Source organism: Gracilinema caldarium DSM 7334 (assembly GCF_000219725.1).
Lineage (GTDB): Bacteria > Spirochaetota > Spirochaetia > Treponematales > Breznakiellaceae > Gracilinema > Gracilinema caldarium.
In genome coordinates this window covers 1,024,862-1,039,141 of the sequence record NC_015732.1, presented here as the reverse complement: position 1 = coordinate 1,039,141, position 14,280 = coordinate 1,024,862, and the positions used below count along the sequence as shown (strand labels likewise).

At 46.0% G+C, this 14,280-nt stretch carries 13 protein-coding genes; 3 read left to right on the top strand and 10 right to left on the bottom strand.

All coding sequences use genetic code 11. From position 1 onward, the window contains the following. Positions 1 to 8 precede the first annotated feature (8 nt). From SPICA_RS04785 to SPICA_RS04755, 7 genes are all read right to left on the bottom strand, one after another. Positions 9 to 1,775, bottom strand: a complete 1,767-nt coding sequence (locus tag SPICA_RS04785; RefSeq protein WP_013968405.1) for a hypothetical protein — start codon at positions 1,773 to 1,775, stop codon at positions 9 to 11. 109 nt (positions 1,776 to 1,884) lie between these two features. Next, a complete protein-coding gene (locus SPICA_RS04780; RefSeq protein WP_013968404.1) occupies positions 1,885 to 3,012 on the bottom strand; it encodes an ABC transporter ATP-binding protein in 1,128 nt (375 codons plus the stop codon). A gap of 65 nt (positions 3,013 to 3,077) precedes the next feature. Continuing rightward, a complete protein-coding gene (locus SPICA_RS04775) occupies positions 3,078 to 3,857 on the bottom strand; it encodes a DUF554 domain-containing protein (RefSeq protein ID WP_013968403.1) in 780 nt (259 codons plus the stop codon). Positions 3,858 to 3,891: 34 nt separating this feature from the next. Beyond that, positions 3,892 to 5,055, bottom strand: a complete 1,164-nt coding sequence (locus SPICA_RS04770) for an MFS transporter (protein ID WP_013968402.1) — start codon at positions 5,053 to 5,055, stop codon at positions 3,892 to 3,894. A 46-nt stretch (positions 5,056 to 5,101) separates the two neighbouring features. Next, entirely contained in the window at positions 5,102 to 5,629 is a 528-nt protein-coding gene (locus SPICA_RS04765) for a 3-isopropylmalate dehydratase small subunit (RefSeq protein WP_013968401.1), read from the bottom strand. 21 nt (positions 5,630 to 5,650) lie between these two features. Next, on the bottom strand, positions 5,651 to 6,961 hold the full coding sequence (locus SPICA_RS04760; protein WP_013968400.1) for a 3-isopropylmalate dehydratase large subunit: 1,311 nt from the start codon (positions 6,959 to 6,961) through the stop codon (positions 5,651 to 5,653). A 4-nt stretch (positions 6,962 to 6,965) separates the two neighbouring features. Next, positions 6,966 to 7,547, bottom strand: coding sequence for a helix-turn-helix domain-containing protein (locus SPICA_RS04755; protein WP_013968399.1), 582 nt, complete (start codon positions 7,545 to 7,547; stop codon positions 6,966 to 6,968). 122 nt (positions 7,548 to 7,669) lie between these two features. Between SPICA_RS04755 and SPICA_RS04750 the strand changes: the two genes are divergently transcribed. After that, positions 7,670 to 7,999, top strand: a complete 330-nt coding sequence (locus SPICA_RS04750) for a thioredoxin family protein (protein WP_013968398.1) — start codon at positions 7,670 to 7,672, stop codon at positions 7,997 to 7,999. Then, positions 7,996 to 8,490, top strand: a complete 495-nt coding sequence (locus tag SPICA_RS04745) for a 4Fe-4S binding protein (RefSeq protein WP_013968397.1) — start codon at positions 7,996 to 7,998, stop codon at positions 8,488 to 8,490. Before SPICA_RS04750 ends, SPICA_RS04745 begins: the two co-directional genes overlap by 4 nt. Here the strand turns inward: SPICA_RS04745 and SPICA_RS15415 are convergent. Together SPICA_RS15415 and SPICA_RS04740 are read right to left on the bottom strand one after the other, a co-directional pair. Then, complete coding sequence (locus SPICA_RS15415) at positions 8,474 to 8,635, bottom strand: hypothetical protein (protein WP_156789627.1); 162 nt, start codon at positions 8,633 to 8,635, stop codon at positions 8,474 to 8,476. The two genes, SPICA_RS04745 and SPICA_RS15415, sit on opposite strands and share 17 nt — an antisense overlap. 328 nt (positions 8,636 to 8,963) lie before the next feature. Continuing rightward, positions 8,964 to 9,968, bottom strand: a complete 1,005-nt coding sequence (locus SPICA_RS04740; RefSeq protein ID WP_013968396.1) for a DUF128 domain-containing protein — start codon at positions 9,966 to 9,968, stop codon at positions 8,964 to 8,966. A gap of 166 nt (positions 9,969 to 10,134) precedes the next feature. Between SPICA_RS04740 and gdhA the strand changes: the two genes are divergently transcribed. After that, on the top strand, positions 10,135 to 11,475 hold the full coding sequence (gdhA, locus tag SPICA_RS04735; RefSeq protein WP_013968395.1) for an NADP-specific glutamate dehydrogenase: 1,341 nt from the start codon (positions 10,135 to 10,137) through the stop codon (positions 11,473 to 11,475). On the opposite strand, the gene SPICA_RS04730 is transcribed toward gdhA, so the two are convergent. Continuing rightward, positions 11,435 to 14,119: a PEP/pyruvate-binding domain-containing protein gene (locus tag SPICA_RS04730; RefSeq protein ID WP_013968394.1), complete on the bottom strand. Its 2,685-nt coding sequence runs from the start codon at positions 14,117 to 14,119 to the stop codon at positions 11,435 to 11,437. The two genes, gdhA and SPICA_RS04730, sit on opposite strands and share 41 nt — an antisense overlap. Positions 14,120 to 14,280: the final 161 nt, after the last annotated feature.

The window sequence follows — 14,280 nt, the reverse complement described above, 5'->3', positions numbered from 1 at the left end:
AAAGAACTTTAAAAAAAAGTTACTTCACTTGCTTCTATCGCAAGATCTCGATGACCGTTAGAAGAAGAAGCTACTTCAAAGTTTCCAATTTCTGCCGCAGCCTGTTTATGAGCATAAATAGTAAATTTTTTAATAAGTTCTTGTAGATGTTGATTTTTAATTTCTATATGCACCATACCAACAGGTATAGACTCTTTCACTTCAGAAAATATAGTACGGACAGATTGGCACAACATGACTAATTGCTTTATTTCATCCAACTCTTTATTTTGGGTTTCTATTAATTTAATAAAGGTTTCCGAGAAAAGAGTAAAGTTTCTAATATGATTTTCTAAATTCTCACGATATATTAAAAATTGTTGAAATGACTTTGAAAGTTCTTTTTGAGCAATAGAAAATGTTGAAATTTCTTCTTGATAGGTCTTTGCATATTCTAGAATAGCATGATGAGTATCATCAATAAAAGAAAGACTTGTTTTTTTTGCATTTTCTACATCCTGGGTAATTCTTATTATTAGTTCTGACATAGCAAAAACAGTATCTTTAATAGATCGTAAAATACTTTGTTTTGATATTTCAATCCGTGCTGCGATGTCAACAGTTTTAAATCGATTAATTATTTTATCAAATTTATCATACTGCTTAGATAATATAGCGACCATATCTGCAATCCGACTCCCTTGAGAGGCAACGGCTTTCTTAATAGACATATAATTTGACAGATTCTGTTCAACTAAGGTAAGGGCTTTTGATGCTTCTTCAAATACTATCACGACTGAATGTTCTGAATGAGTAGAAAAATGTTCTCTTAATATAAGTGTTCTCTGTTTTTCGCCCTTTTGAATAAGTTTTTGTATTTCCATCAGGGCTGTCTCAAAAATAACAACAGCTTCTTCAAGCCGCTTAATCACATCAATCATAATAACTTCACCGAGACTTGCAAGCTGCCACTTAAATTCTTGCAATTCTTCCGGATTTATTGAAGTATCCGCTTGTATTGATTCATACGCGCTCAGTGCAATTTGGATATGATCAAGGGATTGACGAATTATATCCTGAATTTGTACAGTCTCCATTACTGCAGAAACAGGGCCTTCTAGACGCTTACTTTCTATAACAAGAGCATAAAGAGACTCGGTAAGTCCTTGTATTTTTCCAGCTATTGCAGAAAATTGGTTGTTAATTTTAGTGTCTAAGCCAGAAAAGATACTACTTTGTAATAGTTCTAGTTTTTGTAATTCACTGGTAAAACTATTCAATTGTTTTATGAGGGATGTGCTATCGGTCTGTAACACAATTGTTAATTGATGTATATGTTCTGAAAGCCGCTTGAGTTCATCGGTAATTACACTAAAAGCCTTTCCAGCACTTCCTGATTTTATAGCTCCGGTAAGTGCATTGAGAGATACAAGGGCCATATCTTCTGAATCGTTTCTAATATTGTCAATTATTTTATCTAATTTTTCCAGCTGAAAAAGAGAAGCAGATAAAGAACGTAGTAGATTATTCCCGCGAGTATGCATTTGTGAAAAAAAAACGGAACCTTTATTAATAGTGCTCGTTGTTTCTTTGAACAACAAATCAAATTCAAATAAAAACGTTTTCGATCCATCCTGAGTGGAAAAGTTTTTTTCAAGTAAGATTAGGTTATTATGAAGTTCTTTTACAAAGAGTGGGGTGATTTTCCCAAGGTTTAAGAATATCTTTTCTGATATATTAGAAATAGATGTAATCTTTTGAGAAAGCTCTTCTATAGCAATAATTTGATTCACCATAACCTAAGTATAAGATGATTATGTATTGTTTACAAGAAAAAAGGACTGTCTGTGCATGTACAGACAGTCCCGAAGTTACTTGTAAATTATTATCAGAAATGTTGCTTGCTTACCTAGCACCCTGCTCTACGCTATCGAGCTCAGCAAGAATGGAAAGCTCAGTGTCCTTATCAAAGAACCGAGCCTTTTCCATATGGGGCACAAAGTTGACTGTATCACCTACATGGAACACATGGTGAGGTTCAGTTCGAGCAATCATTGGCTGGGTTTTTGTAGAAAGCCAGAGGTTAATGTCCGCACCAAGGGGTTCAACTACAGTTACTTTAACAGAAATATTATTATTCGCTGCAGGAGATTCAACAAAGGTCAAATCCTCAGGACGAATCCCGAAGTAAATTTCCTTCCCAACATATTTTTTCAGGTATTTCACATGTTCTTCGACAGGTTTTACTTCGAAAGAACCTTCATCAAGAACAATGGTACCATTCTTTTCCACAACCTTCACGCTGAGGAAGTTCATGGGGGGAGAACCAATAAAGCCTGCAACGAACTTGTTAATCGGATGATTATACAGGAAAAGGGGTGAACCAATCTGTTGAACCTTGCCGTCTTTCATAACCACGATCTTGCTTGCCATGGTCATAGCTTCTACCTGGTCATGGGTAACATAGATCATAGTAGCGTTCAGCCGGAGGTGCAGATCCGACAATTCAGCACGCATCTGAACACGTAGTTTAGCATCCAGGTTGGAAAGGGGCTCATCGAAGAGGAAGACCTTGGGGTTCCGGACAATAGCACGACCTACGGCGACACGCTGGCGCTGCCCACCGGAGAGGGCCTTCGGCTTGCGGTCCAAGAATTTTTCAATATCCAGAATACGAGCAGCTTCATGAACACGGCGGTCAATTTCTGCCTTGTCTACTTTCCTGATTTTAAGACCAAAGGCCATGTTATCATACACAGTCATGTGAGGATACAGGGCGTAGTTCTGGAATACCATGGCAATGTTCCGATCTTTGGGTGGAACATCGTTCATCAGTTCGCCATCGATATAGAGTTCACCTTCGCTGATGTCCTCAAGACCGGCGATCATACGGAGGGTGGTTGACTTACCACAGCCAGAAGGACCGACGAAAACGACAAATTCCTTGTCGTTTACGGTGATGTTAGCATTATCCACAGCACGGACATTGCCTTCATACACCTTGCTAATACCTTTGAGTTCTACCTTTGCCATAAGGCCTCCCATAAAGGGTTATTTTATTGGTTTAAAGTTTACGACGCATTTTTTAAATTGTCAACTTAATTAATCCCCCAAATAGCAGCCAACGACAAAAGATACGGATCCAGAAGCGTCAGAATAACAATAAGCACCAGGGCTGGCAGGAAATTGGCGGTTTTTATTGATTTTACTGATAATAAATTTAATCCAATCATCAGCACCATAGCACCGCCAACACCGGTTAATTCAGAAAGCATGAGGGAACTTACCAGGGGCTTAACAGACTGGGCGCCTAATGTTAGTAAACCCTGATATACGAGAATTGGCAGGGCAGAAAAGGCTACGCCAGGCCCCATGGCGGCGGTCATGAGGATAGCCATAAAACCGTCTAGTATAGACTTGGTGAGGATAAGGGTATAATCTCCTTCCGTACCAGCCTTAAAAGATCCCAGTAATGCCATAGCACCCACACAAAATAGAACAGATGCATTGAGAAAGGCATGTCCAAAATCCCAGCTTGAACGATGGTCTGTGGGATTTTCGGTAGACTGTACTTTGGTAGCCTTAAGTTCGGATTTAGCCTTACCTTTCAAGCTAAGTTTTTCAAGAAATCTTCCAAAACGCAATATAGCACTATCAAAATCCAAAGCAGTGCCAATGAGGCCCCCAATGATAAGAGCAAGGGCTAAATAGATAATCCTCTGGCTTGTTATGGCCATAGTAATGCCAATAACAACCGTAGTAATACCAGCACCGTCAAATACAACGGTACGATATTTATCCGATATTTTCCCTCCCAGGACCAGACCTAACAGAGACCCGAAAATAACTGCAAGGGCATTAACTATAGTGGCTATCATAATAATAGAAGCCTATGCAGTGAGAGATATCTTGTCAACGGCCTTCGGTTTTTTCTGAAAGGGACTGCCGAAAAATAACATATACTATGAGCCCTATAAAACTAAAGATTGTATAGGAACCAAAGAGTATCCGATACCCAAAAAACTCAACCACATAGCCCCCCAGAGCACTTCCAATAAACGTTGGCAGTCCTACGCCAAGAGAAATGTACATGGTAAGTCCCACTGCCCGTTTTTGAGGTGGTACATGGGTACTTACAAAGGCGACTGCCGCAGGATGAAAGAGACCATAACAGAGTGAATGGAGGAGCTGTCCTATAATCGCGCCACCCATGGTTGGGTAGAATGCATAGAATCCTAATCTGGCAATAACCGCTACCATAGACAGGGCAATTAATGGTGCGGCACCATATTTTCGCAGCAATCTGCCAGAAATGAACATAAAAGGAATTTCAGAAACCGCTGAAAGGGCCCACATAAGACCTACCGCATTCCAATGAAGTTCCTCAGAAACATAAAGAGAAAAGAATGAAGCAATTGGTGCCATAGAAAGCCGCCCTAGGGCGATAATAATGAGACCAATGATAAATACCGGCGGAAAAGCAGGATGAGTTCCAGCATTATTGGACAGTGTAGGTTCTATTTCATTTTTAAATTCAGGTTGATGGATAGCTCCTTCCCGTAGAAGGGGGAGTGTTATCATGGCAGCCAAAGCGGTTATACCAAGCCAGATACCAATCGCAAAAGCGGTGTGCGGCTGAAGCACCGGAGTAAACTGCAGGAGGAGCGCAGTGAGTACAAAGCTAAGCGAGCCTATTGAACGAATTTTCCCATAATCATCTTTTTTTGTGAGCAAAAGAGTTGCAGCCGCATCAAGGAGCGGAATAATCGAGCGGATACCGAAGGCGAGCAGAATGAGAGCAATGGTAGTTACCAAAATATGCCGCCATATAAGCAGGGGGATTAACGCTAGGGGAATAATAAGCAGTACAATAAAAAGACCAGGACGGTATCTTCCCCGAGAATCGGAGTAGCGGCCAATAAAGAAGGGTCCTACAATTCCTGCAATTTCAAAAAGCCCCAAGAGAAGCCCGACCATTGAGGGGGGATACCCAAGATCCCGAACAAGAACTGAAAGATAGGGCGAAGCTACGCCGTACACGGTAAATGCGAAGAAAAATACAATGCCCAGATTCATGCCCCCATTCTATCAGGACTGGGGTCGGTACGGCTAGCAGCACCTCTTAATAGCGCTCGGCAGCAAACTGGACCCAGCCGCCAGAATGAACCAGGGCAGATTCAAACTCAGTAAGCCGGAATGTAGCCAGATAGGCGGATTTACCGGGAGCGCTAAACTGCAACTGCCGCCCCTCAAGGTGCACGGACACCACCGTTTCCAGCCCTTTAAAAAGGGTGAAAAGTTCATCAATCTGAGCAGGGGGGAGTTCAATGGCAAGCATGCCGCAGTTGTACATGTTCTGCCTGAATATTCGGGCAAAACTTTCGGCTACCACGAGGTTAATTCCATTCACTTCCAGGGCCCAGGGGGCATGTTCCCGGGAACTGCCACAACCGAAGTTGCCCCGGGTGAGGATAACGCTTTTACCCGGTAGGTCCCGTTTGGCATCAAAATCCGGAAGCTTCAGGTCCTCGAGGCAATAGGGTTTCAGGGCTTCTTTTGAAATTTCAGTCAGGTATTTTGCTGGGATTATTTCATCCGTATTGATATCACTGCGATCGAGAAACAGTACGTTTCCACCAAATTGTTTCACCGCTTGCTCCTTATGTAAGGTCTATTCCAGGTCTTCTGCCCTGGTGATATAGCCCGTAACCGCCGTTGCGGCGGCGCTGGCGGGACTCATGAGGTGTACCATACCCCCCTTCCCCATCCGTCCATAAAAATTGCGGTTTGTGGTAGAGGCACAGACTTCGCCCTCCGCCAGGACTCCGTTGGACATACCGAGACAGGCGCCACAGGTAGGATTGGTAACACAGAATCCTGCATCCATAAAAATCTGAATAAGTCCTTCTTTAAGAGCCTGGGCATAGACTTCGGGCGTAGCCGGGGAAAGAATGCCCCGGACTGAATCGGCAATTTTCCGGCCCTTCAGCACCGCCGCCGCTTCCCGCAGGTCTTCGATACGGCCATTGGTACAGGAACCGATATAGACCTGATCTACCCTGGTGTCCTTTAATTCTGCTATGGGCTTAACCTGGTCGGGCTTGTAACCGATGGTTGATACCGGCTCCAGGGCAGAACAATCCAGATTGATGACCGAATCGTAGCGAGCATCTTCGTCGCTCCACCAGGCCTTATAAGCCGCCAGGGCCGCCTCTTTTGTGGCAAACTGCCCTTCCCCATCGGGGCCGATGAAGGGCCAGAGGTATTCTACGGTGGTCATGTCAGGCATACAGACCCCGCTGGTACCCCCAGCTTCTATGGCCATATTGCAGAGGGTCATTCGGCCTTCCATAGAGAGGGCATCTACCACCGGGCCCCGGAATTCCATAATTTTATCGGTGGCGCCGGAAACGCCAATCTTTGCAATAACCGCGAGGATTACATCCTTGGCGGTGACACCCTTCTTGAGTGTGCCTTCCAGATTAATCCGCATGGTAAGGGGGGGCTTAAAGGCACAGACCCCTTTAAGGATCCCTACCTCCAGGTCAGTGGTGCCAACTCCGGCGGCAAAGGCTCCAAAAGCGCCGTGGGTGCAGGTGTGGCTGTCCCCCATGATGACCGTATAGCCGGGCCGGACAAAGCCCTTTTCCGGAAACAGGGCATGGCAAACCCCGTTCCGGCCAATGTCAAAAAAGTCCTTAATGCCATGCCGGCGGGCCCAGTCCCGAAGGATCTTGCCCTGCAGGGCTGTTTTAGAATCCTTGGCGGGGGTTACATGATCAATGACGGCTTTAATTTTGGTTGGATCAAAGACCCGATCCATACCCTTGCTGACCAGATCATTAATCGCCACCGGGGTAGTAATCTCATGGCAGAACACCGCATCGAGCCGTAAAACCCAGGCTTCGCCGAAGGGCTGGTCAACCAGATGGGTTTCGAAAATTTTTTCTGCCAGGGTCTTGCCTGTCTGTTTCTGTTCCATCAATTTAAACTCCTGAACCAATTTCTCCCTTTGGGGGAGTGATTATCCAAAATACTTTAAGAGGTCCTTCGCCGGCATTGGCAAGCACATGGGGGGCATCGGAACGGAAACTGGCTGAATCGCCGGGATTAAGCCGGTAGGTTTTGGTGCCCACGGTAAGTTCCGCAGTTCCCTCTACAACGACCCCCAGTTCCCAGCCCCTATGGCCGTACTCTTTACCACCGGTCTTTCCATTTTTTTCTATGGTGATATAATAGGCTTCGATACCGTCCTGACCCTGGGACGCAGCGTCCAATTGGGCAAGCCGCTCATAAAGCACCCCCCCGGGACGGGTAAACGTGGGCCGTTCATCGACGTGGACAATCTGGACAGCCCGTTCCCGCCTGAAATCGGAAAAGAGGTATTCCAGATCTATGTCCAGAGCCTCTGCAAGGGACAGAAGCGTATCGATTGCCGGGGATACCCGGTTTCGCTCGATCTGAGAGACCAGGCTTTCGCTAACCCCGGCCCGATCTGCCACTTCCTTCAGGGTAAGGGAACGCCGTTCTCTAACCGCACGAATCTTTTCGCCAAAGCGGTAGTGCATAGTCACCTCTTTAATAAAAATGTAGTGCATTAAGTATAGTTAAAGTTTTATGGTATTGTCAACCTCCTATAGCTGTTTTTACCCTCTTTACATTGTATATATTTTTTCATATATTAAACTTTATGAATGCTATATCCAGTTTGGAAGAATTTCAAAACCTGCTCTCCCGGGAACAGGCGGTGCTTTTTTATTGTTCTACCCCCACCTGCGGGGTCTGTACCAGTATTAAGCCCAAAATCATCAGATTGATGAATGAAGAGTTTCCCCAGATGAAACTCTATTATATTGATATCGAGGCCCTGCCGGAAGTGCGAGGCCAGCTTTCGGTCTACTCGGTACCGGCAATTCTTGGGTACTTTCAGGGCAAGGAACTCATCCGTGAGGCGCGAAATTTTGGTATCATGGAACTGGCCAGCAAAATTGACCGATACTACAGGATGATTTTTGAATGAATCCTAAAAAATTACTTTCTGTTATCTTTGTGGTGGCCGTAGCGGTGGGCGGATACTTTTATCCGCCGGTGGGGCTCCTTGTGATCGGCCTTATTGTTCTGGCGGTGGTCCTTAATTTCCGCAGTACCCGCTATTTTTGCGGCCGCATCTGCCCCAATGGGGCATCCCTGCAGGCGGTACTGCCTAAGGTGTCACGAAAACACAGGCTTCCTAAAACACTTTATGCTCCGGAACTGCGGCGAGCCCTCTGTGCGTTCATGCTGTTCTGTATGGTAAACCTGCTGGTGCGATTCGGACACAGCTGGGCCCAGGTGGGGCGTATTTTCTGGGCCATTTATGTCATATCCCTGGGGATAAGCTATACCATGGGTATCTTCTTTAAGCCCCGAGCCTGGTGTGCCATCTGCCCCGTGGGGACCTTGCAGGACACTTTGGGAAGTGCTTCCACAAAAGACAATGCCTCTAAAGATAGCGCTAAAGCCGAATCTTAAAGGCTGAGGTTTCCCGGATAAGCACTCCTAATTCTTCCTTGATAGACTGAGCAAGGTCTACCAATGTATGTACTGATGCAGGAAGGATACAATAGTCTCTGCTCAACTGCTCATTAAGTATGCTACTAACTTCAGGATCCGTCATACAGACGAACAATGAGACCGAGTTTACCGCTCCCTGGAACAGCAACAAAGTCACGATGTTTACCCATGCAGTAGAGCGATATTAAAATGCACAACACCATCTGATTCCACCAGGTGCAAAGACCTTCCAAAGTGATATCGAGAGTCTCCATCGATAGTCAGAAGAGGAACTATATGCTGCTGAGTCTTTTGAGAATAAAACTGATTTTTTGACGAAAGCGGCGTATTACCAAGCTTAGTTCAATTGTCAGCGATACAATCACTATAAGAGAGGAACCCCACTAGGCGCGTTGACCAGGGGGTACCTTGTCTATTAAATATCCATTTTTCTATATTCCAAGCCGATCCCGCATCTGTGAATGATGAAAAAGCTGGTTATATTCCATATAACCTGCAAGAGCGTTGTAGCTAACTGAAATGCCGGACTCTTCAAAGACCGCCACAGGGTTAAGGCCGCCGATAACAATAAGGCCGCAGCAGCCCTCGTGGACCGGTACATTTAAAAGGTCCCGGGAGGGTCTGCCAATCTTCAGGAAGGCTCCCAAGCCAATGTCCTGAAGCTGCCGGGCCAAATCCTGGGCGAGCTGGTAGCTTTCCCCGGGAATCTCCCGGAATCCAGCCCCAATTCGTCCATTTCCATCCCGGATCGCTCCCATATAATCGGTCATCTTACCCCGAATAAAAAGCTGCAGGGGATCAATACTGGTACCATCATAACTTATCAACTCTACAAAACGCCGGGCCTGACCCTGCTCTAGCTGTAAAAGACCGCTAAACAGAGATCGGGTTGGAATGCCATATTTAAGAAACACCCCATTTAATGTAACCGAGCAGACGGTACAAAACCCGATATGTCCTGTTGGAATGGTATAGGACCCAAGCCTTTCTCCCTCATGAAGGAAACTTACCAAAGTACCCATGGCATAGCCTTTTTCAAAAACAAGCTCCACCTGTGGAAGGTAGCGTAAAAACTCTTCCTGCTTTATTATAGCGAGATTAATAACCACGGTCCCCTTACGGCGGGGCAGGTCAAAATCCATAGTATAGGTCATTTGGTCTATTCGGGCAGACATATACCCCACCCGGTGAATCAGCCGCTGTTCGTCCAATAACATTCGGCCCTGATCGGTTATTTTTCTCCCCTGTTTTCCAACAGATTCGGTATAGCCTTCCGCATCAAGATGCTGCAGATAGAGCCTTATGGTCCGTTCACTCAGTTCATAGCCCTTATCCCGCAGGCGCTCTTCCAATTCAGCACCGCTCAAGGGAGAATCGGCTTCATCGAGGATAGACAGGATGGCTAGTTTCTTTGCTTTCTGTGATTCAGCTTCCATACAAGAGAACACTATAACAAGCGGGGTGCGGCATTACAAGTATAAAGCATCACGAAAAATTTGGTTGACGAAGCACAACTTGTGCTTTAGTATTACTGCATAAACTTTATTGCCAATTATACGGCAACAGATTGCCGATCCTTCGGCTTATTCAAGGAGTTACGCTATGAGCAGCACTTTTGTTGATTCTATCATGGCTACCGTTACTGCCCGGAACCCTGCGGAACCGGAATTTTTGCAGGCCGTTAAAGAAGTGGTGGAATCCATAGAACCGGTCATTCAAAAACGGCCTGAAATGGCAAAGCTAAAAATCGTAGAACGGATTGTGGAACCGGAGCGGCAAATCATGTTCCGCGTCCCCTGGGTGGATGATCAGGGAAATGTCCAGGTTAACCGGGGCTTTCGGGTTCAGTTTAACAGTGCCATTGGCCCCTATAAAGGAGGCCTGCGGTTCCATCCATCGGTGAACCTGGGAATTATCAAATTCCTGGGCTTTGAACAGATCTTTAAAAATGCCCTTACCACAACGCCCATCGGAGGCGGCAAGGGGGGCAGTGACTTTGATCCAAAGGGGAAAAGTGACATGGAGGTCATGCGGTTCTGCCAGTCCTTTATGTCCGAGCTGTTCCGCCATATAGGCCCCGATACGGATGTTCCTGCCGGGGACATTGGTGTGGGGGGCCGCGAAATTGGATACATGTATGGGCAGTATAAAAAACTAACCAACAGCTTTACCGGAGTACTCACCGGGAAGGGGATTCCCTATGGTGGATCCTTGGCCCGAAAAGAAGCCACCGGTTATGGTCTGGTTTACTTTACCACCAAAATGCTGGAAGCCCGCAATACGGACTGGAAGGGCAAACGAGTCGTCATTTCCGGATCGGGGAACGTAGCAATCTATGCCGCTGAGAAAGCCATGAGTCTGGGGGCTACCGTGGTGGCCATGTCAGATTCCAACGGCTATGTAGTAGACGAGGCTGGTATCGACCTGAATGCCATTAAACGGATTAAAGAAGTTGAACGGGGCCGTATTAAGGAATATCTGGATGTGCGGCCAAAGGCTGTATATACCGAAGGCTGTGCAGGTATTTGGACCGTTCCCTGTGCTATCGCCCTCCCCTGTGCAACCCAGAACGAGCTCGATGGTAATGCAGCAGCCACCTTAGTAAAAAACGGCTGTATTGCCGTTGCAGAGGGAGCCAACATGCCCTCCACCCCGGAGGCAGTTAAAACCTTCCTCGATGCGGGTGTTTCCTTTGGTCCCGCAAAGGCAGCCAACGCTGGTGGGGTTGCTACCAGTGCCCTGGAAATGTCCCAAAACTCCATGCGCATGGCCTGGTCTTTTGAAGAAGTTGATGCAAAGCTCCATACCATTATGAACAACATTTATTTCCAGTGTCGCGATGCCTCGGAAGCCTATGGCATGAAGGGGAATCTCGTAGCCGGTGCAAACATTGCAGGCTTCCTTAAGGTTGCTGAGGCAATGCTTGCCCAGGGGATTGTGTAACCAAATAACATATAGCCTTCTGATCTGTGGCATCTGCATAGAGCCGCAGTTCAGAATGGTCAGTCGATTCCAGTACCGTCAGAACAGATGCCCAGAGTTCATTTTCTGGCGGTACAAGATGTAAAACCTTCTGTGCATACTGAACAAAATCTTCGTTAAACTTACAATGTTTCCGCTCAGGAAAAACTGCAAAATAGAGCATATCCATTTCGACCAGGTCATTAAAAAAGTGAGTTCCCAGAGAAACATCGGGAACCAGCCCTTCATGCATGAGAGCTAGTTCCACCAGCACCTTAACCTCTTTAATATCATTAAAGGTCACAGGTACACCCATAGAAGGGGTACTGGTGCCCCAACGACCGGGGCCAACCAGCATGACTATACCCTCAGGGTGCACTGATGCAGCCTGACTTCCATAGGGCTGACTTTCCCGAGGATGGGCTACCTGCCCGATGAGCCTGGCCAGGGCATATTTATCCTGTTCACTCAAAGCGGTGTAGGCCCGGCTGGACACATACACAAGCCTTGCAATGGGAGCCGCCACACTGCGCCCCACAATCGGACCATCACTTCTGAGAAAGAGGTGTTCCTTGCTGATGTTTGAAGGTAGGATTCCGAGGGATCCGGAACCCATCAACTTTACCTGAAACGGACGGCACTGTACCAGATTAATACGGTAATCCTTGAGTGTTCCTTCATCGCTTAAGATACAGTTAACGGTAAATTCCACATCAACCGGATGTTCATAGGCCTTTTCGAGAACCTGGAGGAGTTCCCTCATTCTCTCACAAAAATCGGTCTTCTGGAAAAGTTCGGAAAAATCAACCTGACAAGCACTTTTTTCAGGAAGCCCCAGTTCTCGAGCCCGGGAAGCGGCTTCTTGGTCTATCTGACAGAAATAAGGCCTCAAAGATTCGGGAAGCAGGCTTAGAGCATCACGGACTGGAATAGTTTCAAAACAGTTATCCTTTAGATTGATGAGATCCACCTTGCGTTGGGTATGCTTTTTGGTTTCTTCACGATCCTTTTCCGGCCTCGAGAGAGGTGCGTTCAGGGCAACAATTCTGATATAGTCATCGTCAAGACGGTCTACTGCCCGTGTACCCAGGCCAAAAGCAAGTCTCAACACTCCTGCATGGGGATCGATAGTAGGATTCCATACAAAGGGATTATAGGAAAACCCTACCCCTGCAGCAGGAGGAAAAAAATAAGCCCCCCAGACATCCCCAGAAACCCGCTGAACTAAAAGCGCCATTTGTTCATCCTCATGGAGCAGACCATGATGGAGCCGGTACATAAGGGCATCTTCATTCAAAGAACTGGCATAGACCTGACGCACCGCATCTAAAAAAGCAGCCAGTCGTTCATCAAGATTACCTTGATTGGCACAGAATACACTTTCATATTTTCCAGAAAAAGCATTTCCATAACTGTCTTCCTGAATCGAACTAGACCGGACAATAATCGGAGCCTGGCCAAAATATTCAAGCATTTCTCTGAATTGGAGAACTATATAATCGAGAAAGGTCCCTTTAAGAATCCGTTCCCGGGCAATACGGGCATTGGCGAGGATCTCCTCCATGGAGCCCCGTTTTCGCCGGAGCCACCAGCAATCGTTCTGTATGACAAAAGTATAAAAGACATCTGAACCAATAAAGAAGGAATCATGGCTTTCCAGAATGGTAGACCACCGGGGATGGGATCCCTTTAAGATAAGTTGGGCCAGCAATATACCCCGGGCTTTGCCGCCAATTAGTCCTGAGCCGATCAGCCGTTTCAGTACATCCGTTAAAAAAGACAGGGTAAAATACTTGCGGGCCAGAGGCAGAAAACTGGTCTGACGGGTAATGACCATGTGAAGCAGCCGTTCAAAGAGAGCTTTTGCCTCCGTCTCTTTTGATATGCCCCGGTTCAATTCCTCGATGAGGGTTTCTGCCTCACGGTAGCTTGCGGTCCAGGGACCATAGCGCTGGATGGTAAAATTAAGCAGAGGCTGTTTTACCTGGGCTACCACATCGGCAGTTTGGGCACTGTTAGTAATTGGTACAAGCTGGCCATCGGGTTTGAGGATATGCAGCATGAACAGGGTGGGTGAAAATCGATGTTCGACCCGATGAGGTTGGAGATAGTAATCACCCTGATGATTCCATACTTCTATGATAATCTGGGCAGTAGCATATATGGTATCTGTAGCGTGATTCGAATGCAGGTGTTTATAAATGGCAAAATAAGCCAGGGACTGTAATCGTAATACCAACGGACAAACTACCATAAAAAAATTGGCCATCATCCGATCAGAATACCAGACCTTTGCGAGAGGAGAGAGACAATCAAAAACATACCAGGCCTTGTCTCCATTAGCTTCGATGATATCCACAATATCGGAAACAAAATGCTCAAAACCTCGAAGGGGATCCAGTGTTATTACTTTACGTGTAACTGATTCGGTGAGAAGCGGTTCATCACCAGAAAAGTGAAAGTAGATGAGCGTTTTCTTCTGATTCTGAGCTTCCTTCAGAAAGAATTGTATGAAATAGTTATAATGGTTATCAGTGTCGATTTCCCAAACAAGGTTATCACCGGGAAGCAAGCCCTGTAAGGTGCTATTAAGATAGAGAAGCCCTGTGGAATATAACCTTTGCAATCAATAATCCCCTTAATACAAGAGTAACATGGTTAACTTCAACTGTGAATAGTTTCAGTTTATATTATATAAATAGGGATGCTCAAGAATTGATGAATAGAAAAACAAGCCGTTGAAATGTTATACGTATTTCAACAGCCTGCAAGATGTTCTAACCTATC

Bases quoted from the DNA above. Each gene is read 5' to 3' on its own strand.
- gdhA (WP_013968395.1), top strand. From the start codon at position 10,135: ATGAGCAGCACTTTTGTTGATTCTATCATGGCTACCGTTACTGCCCGG.
- SPICA_RS04755 (WP_013968399.1), bottom strand. From the start codon at position 7,547: ATGCACTACCGCTTTGGCGAAAAGATTCGTGCGGTTAGAGAACGGCGT.
- SPICA_RS04770 (WP_013968402.1), bottom strand. From the start codon at position 5,055: ATGAATCTGGGCATTGTATTTTTCTTCGCATTTACCGTGTACGGCGTA.
- SPICA_RS04785 (WP_013968405.1), bottom strand. From the start codon at position 1,775: ATGGTGAATCAAATTATTGCTATAGAAGAGCTTTCTCAAAAGATTACA.
- SPICA_RS15415 (WP_156789627.1), bottom strand. From the start codon at position 8,635: ATGACGGATCCTGAAGTTAGTAGCATACTTAATGAGCAGTTGAGCAGA.
- SPICA_RS04760 (WP_013968400.1), bottom strand. From the start codon at position 6,961: ATGGAACAGAAACAGACAGGCAAGACCCTGGCAGAAAAAATTTTCGAA.
- SPICA_RS04750 (WP_013968398.1), top strand. From the start codon at position 7,670: ATGAATGCTATATCCAGTTTGGAAGAATTTCAAAACCTGCTCTCCCGG.
- SPICA_RS04745 (WP_013968397.1), top strand. From the start codon at position 7,996: ATGAATCCTAAAAAATTACTTTCTGTTATCTTTGTGGTGGCCGTAGCG.
- SPICA_RS04780 (WP_013968404.1), bottom strand. From the start codon at position 3,012: ATGGCAAAGGTAGAACTCAAAGGTATTAGCAAGGTGTATGAAGGCAAT.
- SPICA_RS04740 (WP_013968396.1), bottom strand. From the start codon at position 9,968: ATGGAAGCTGAATCACAGAAAGCAAAGAAACTAGCCATCCTGTCTATC.
- SPICA_RS04775 (WP_013968403.1), bottom strand. From the start codon at position 3,857: ATGATAGCCACTATAGTTAATGCCCTTGCAGTTATTTTCGGGTCTCTG.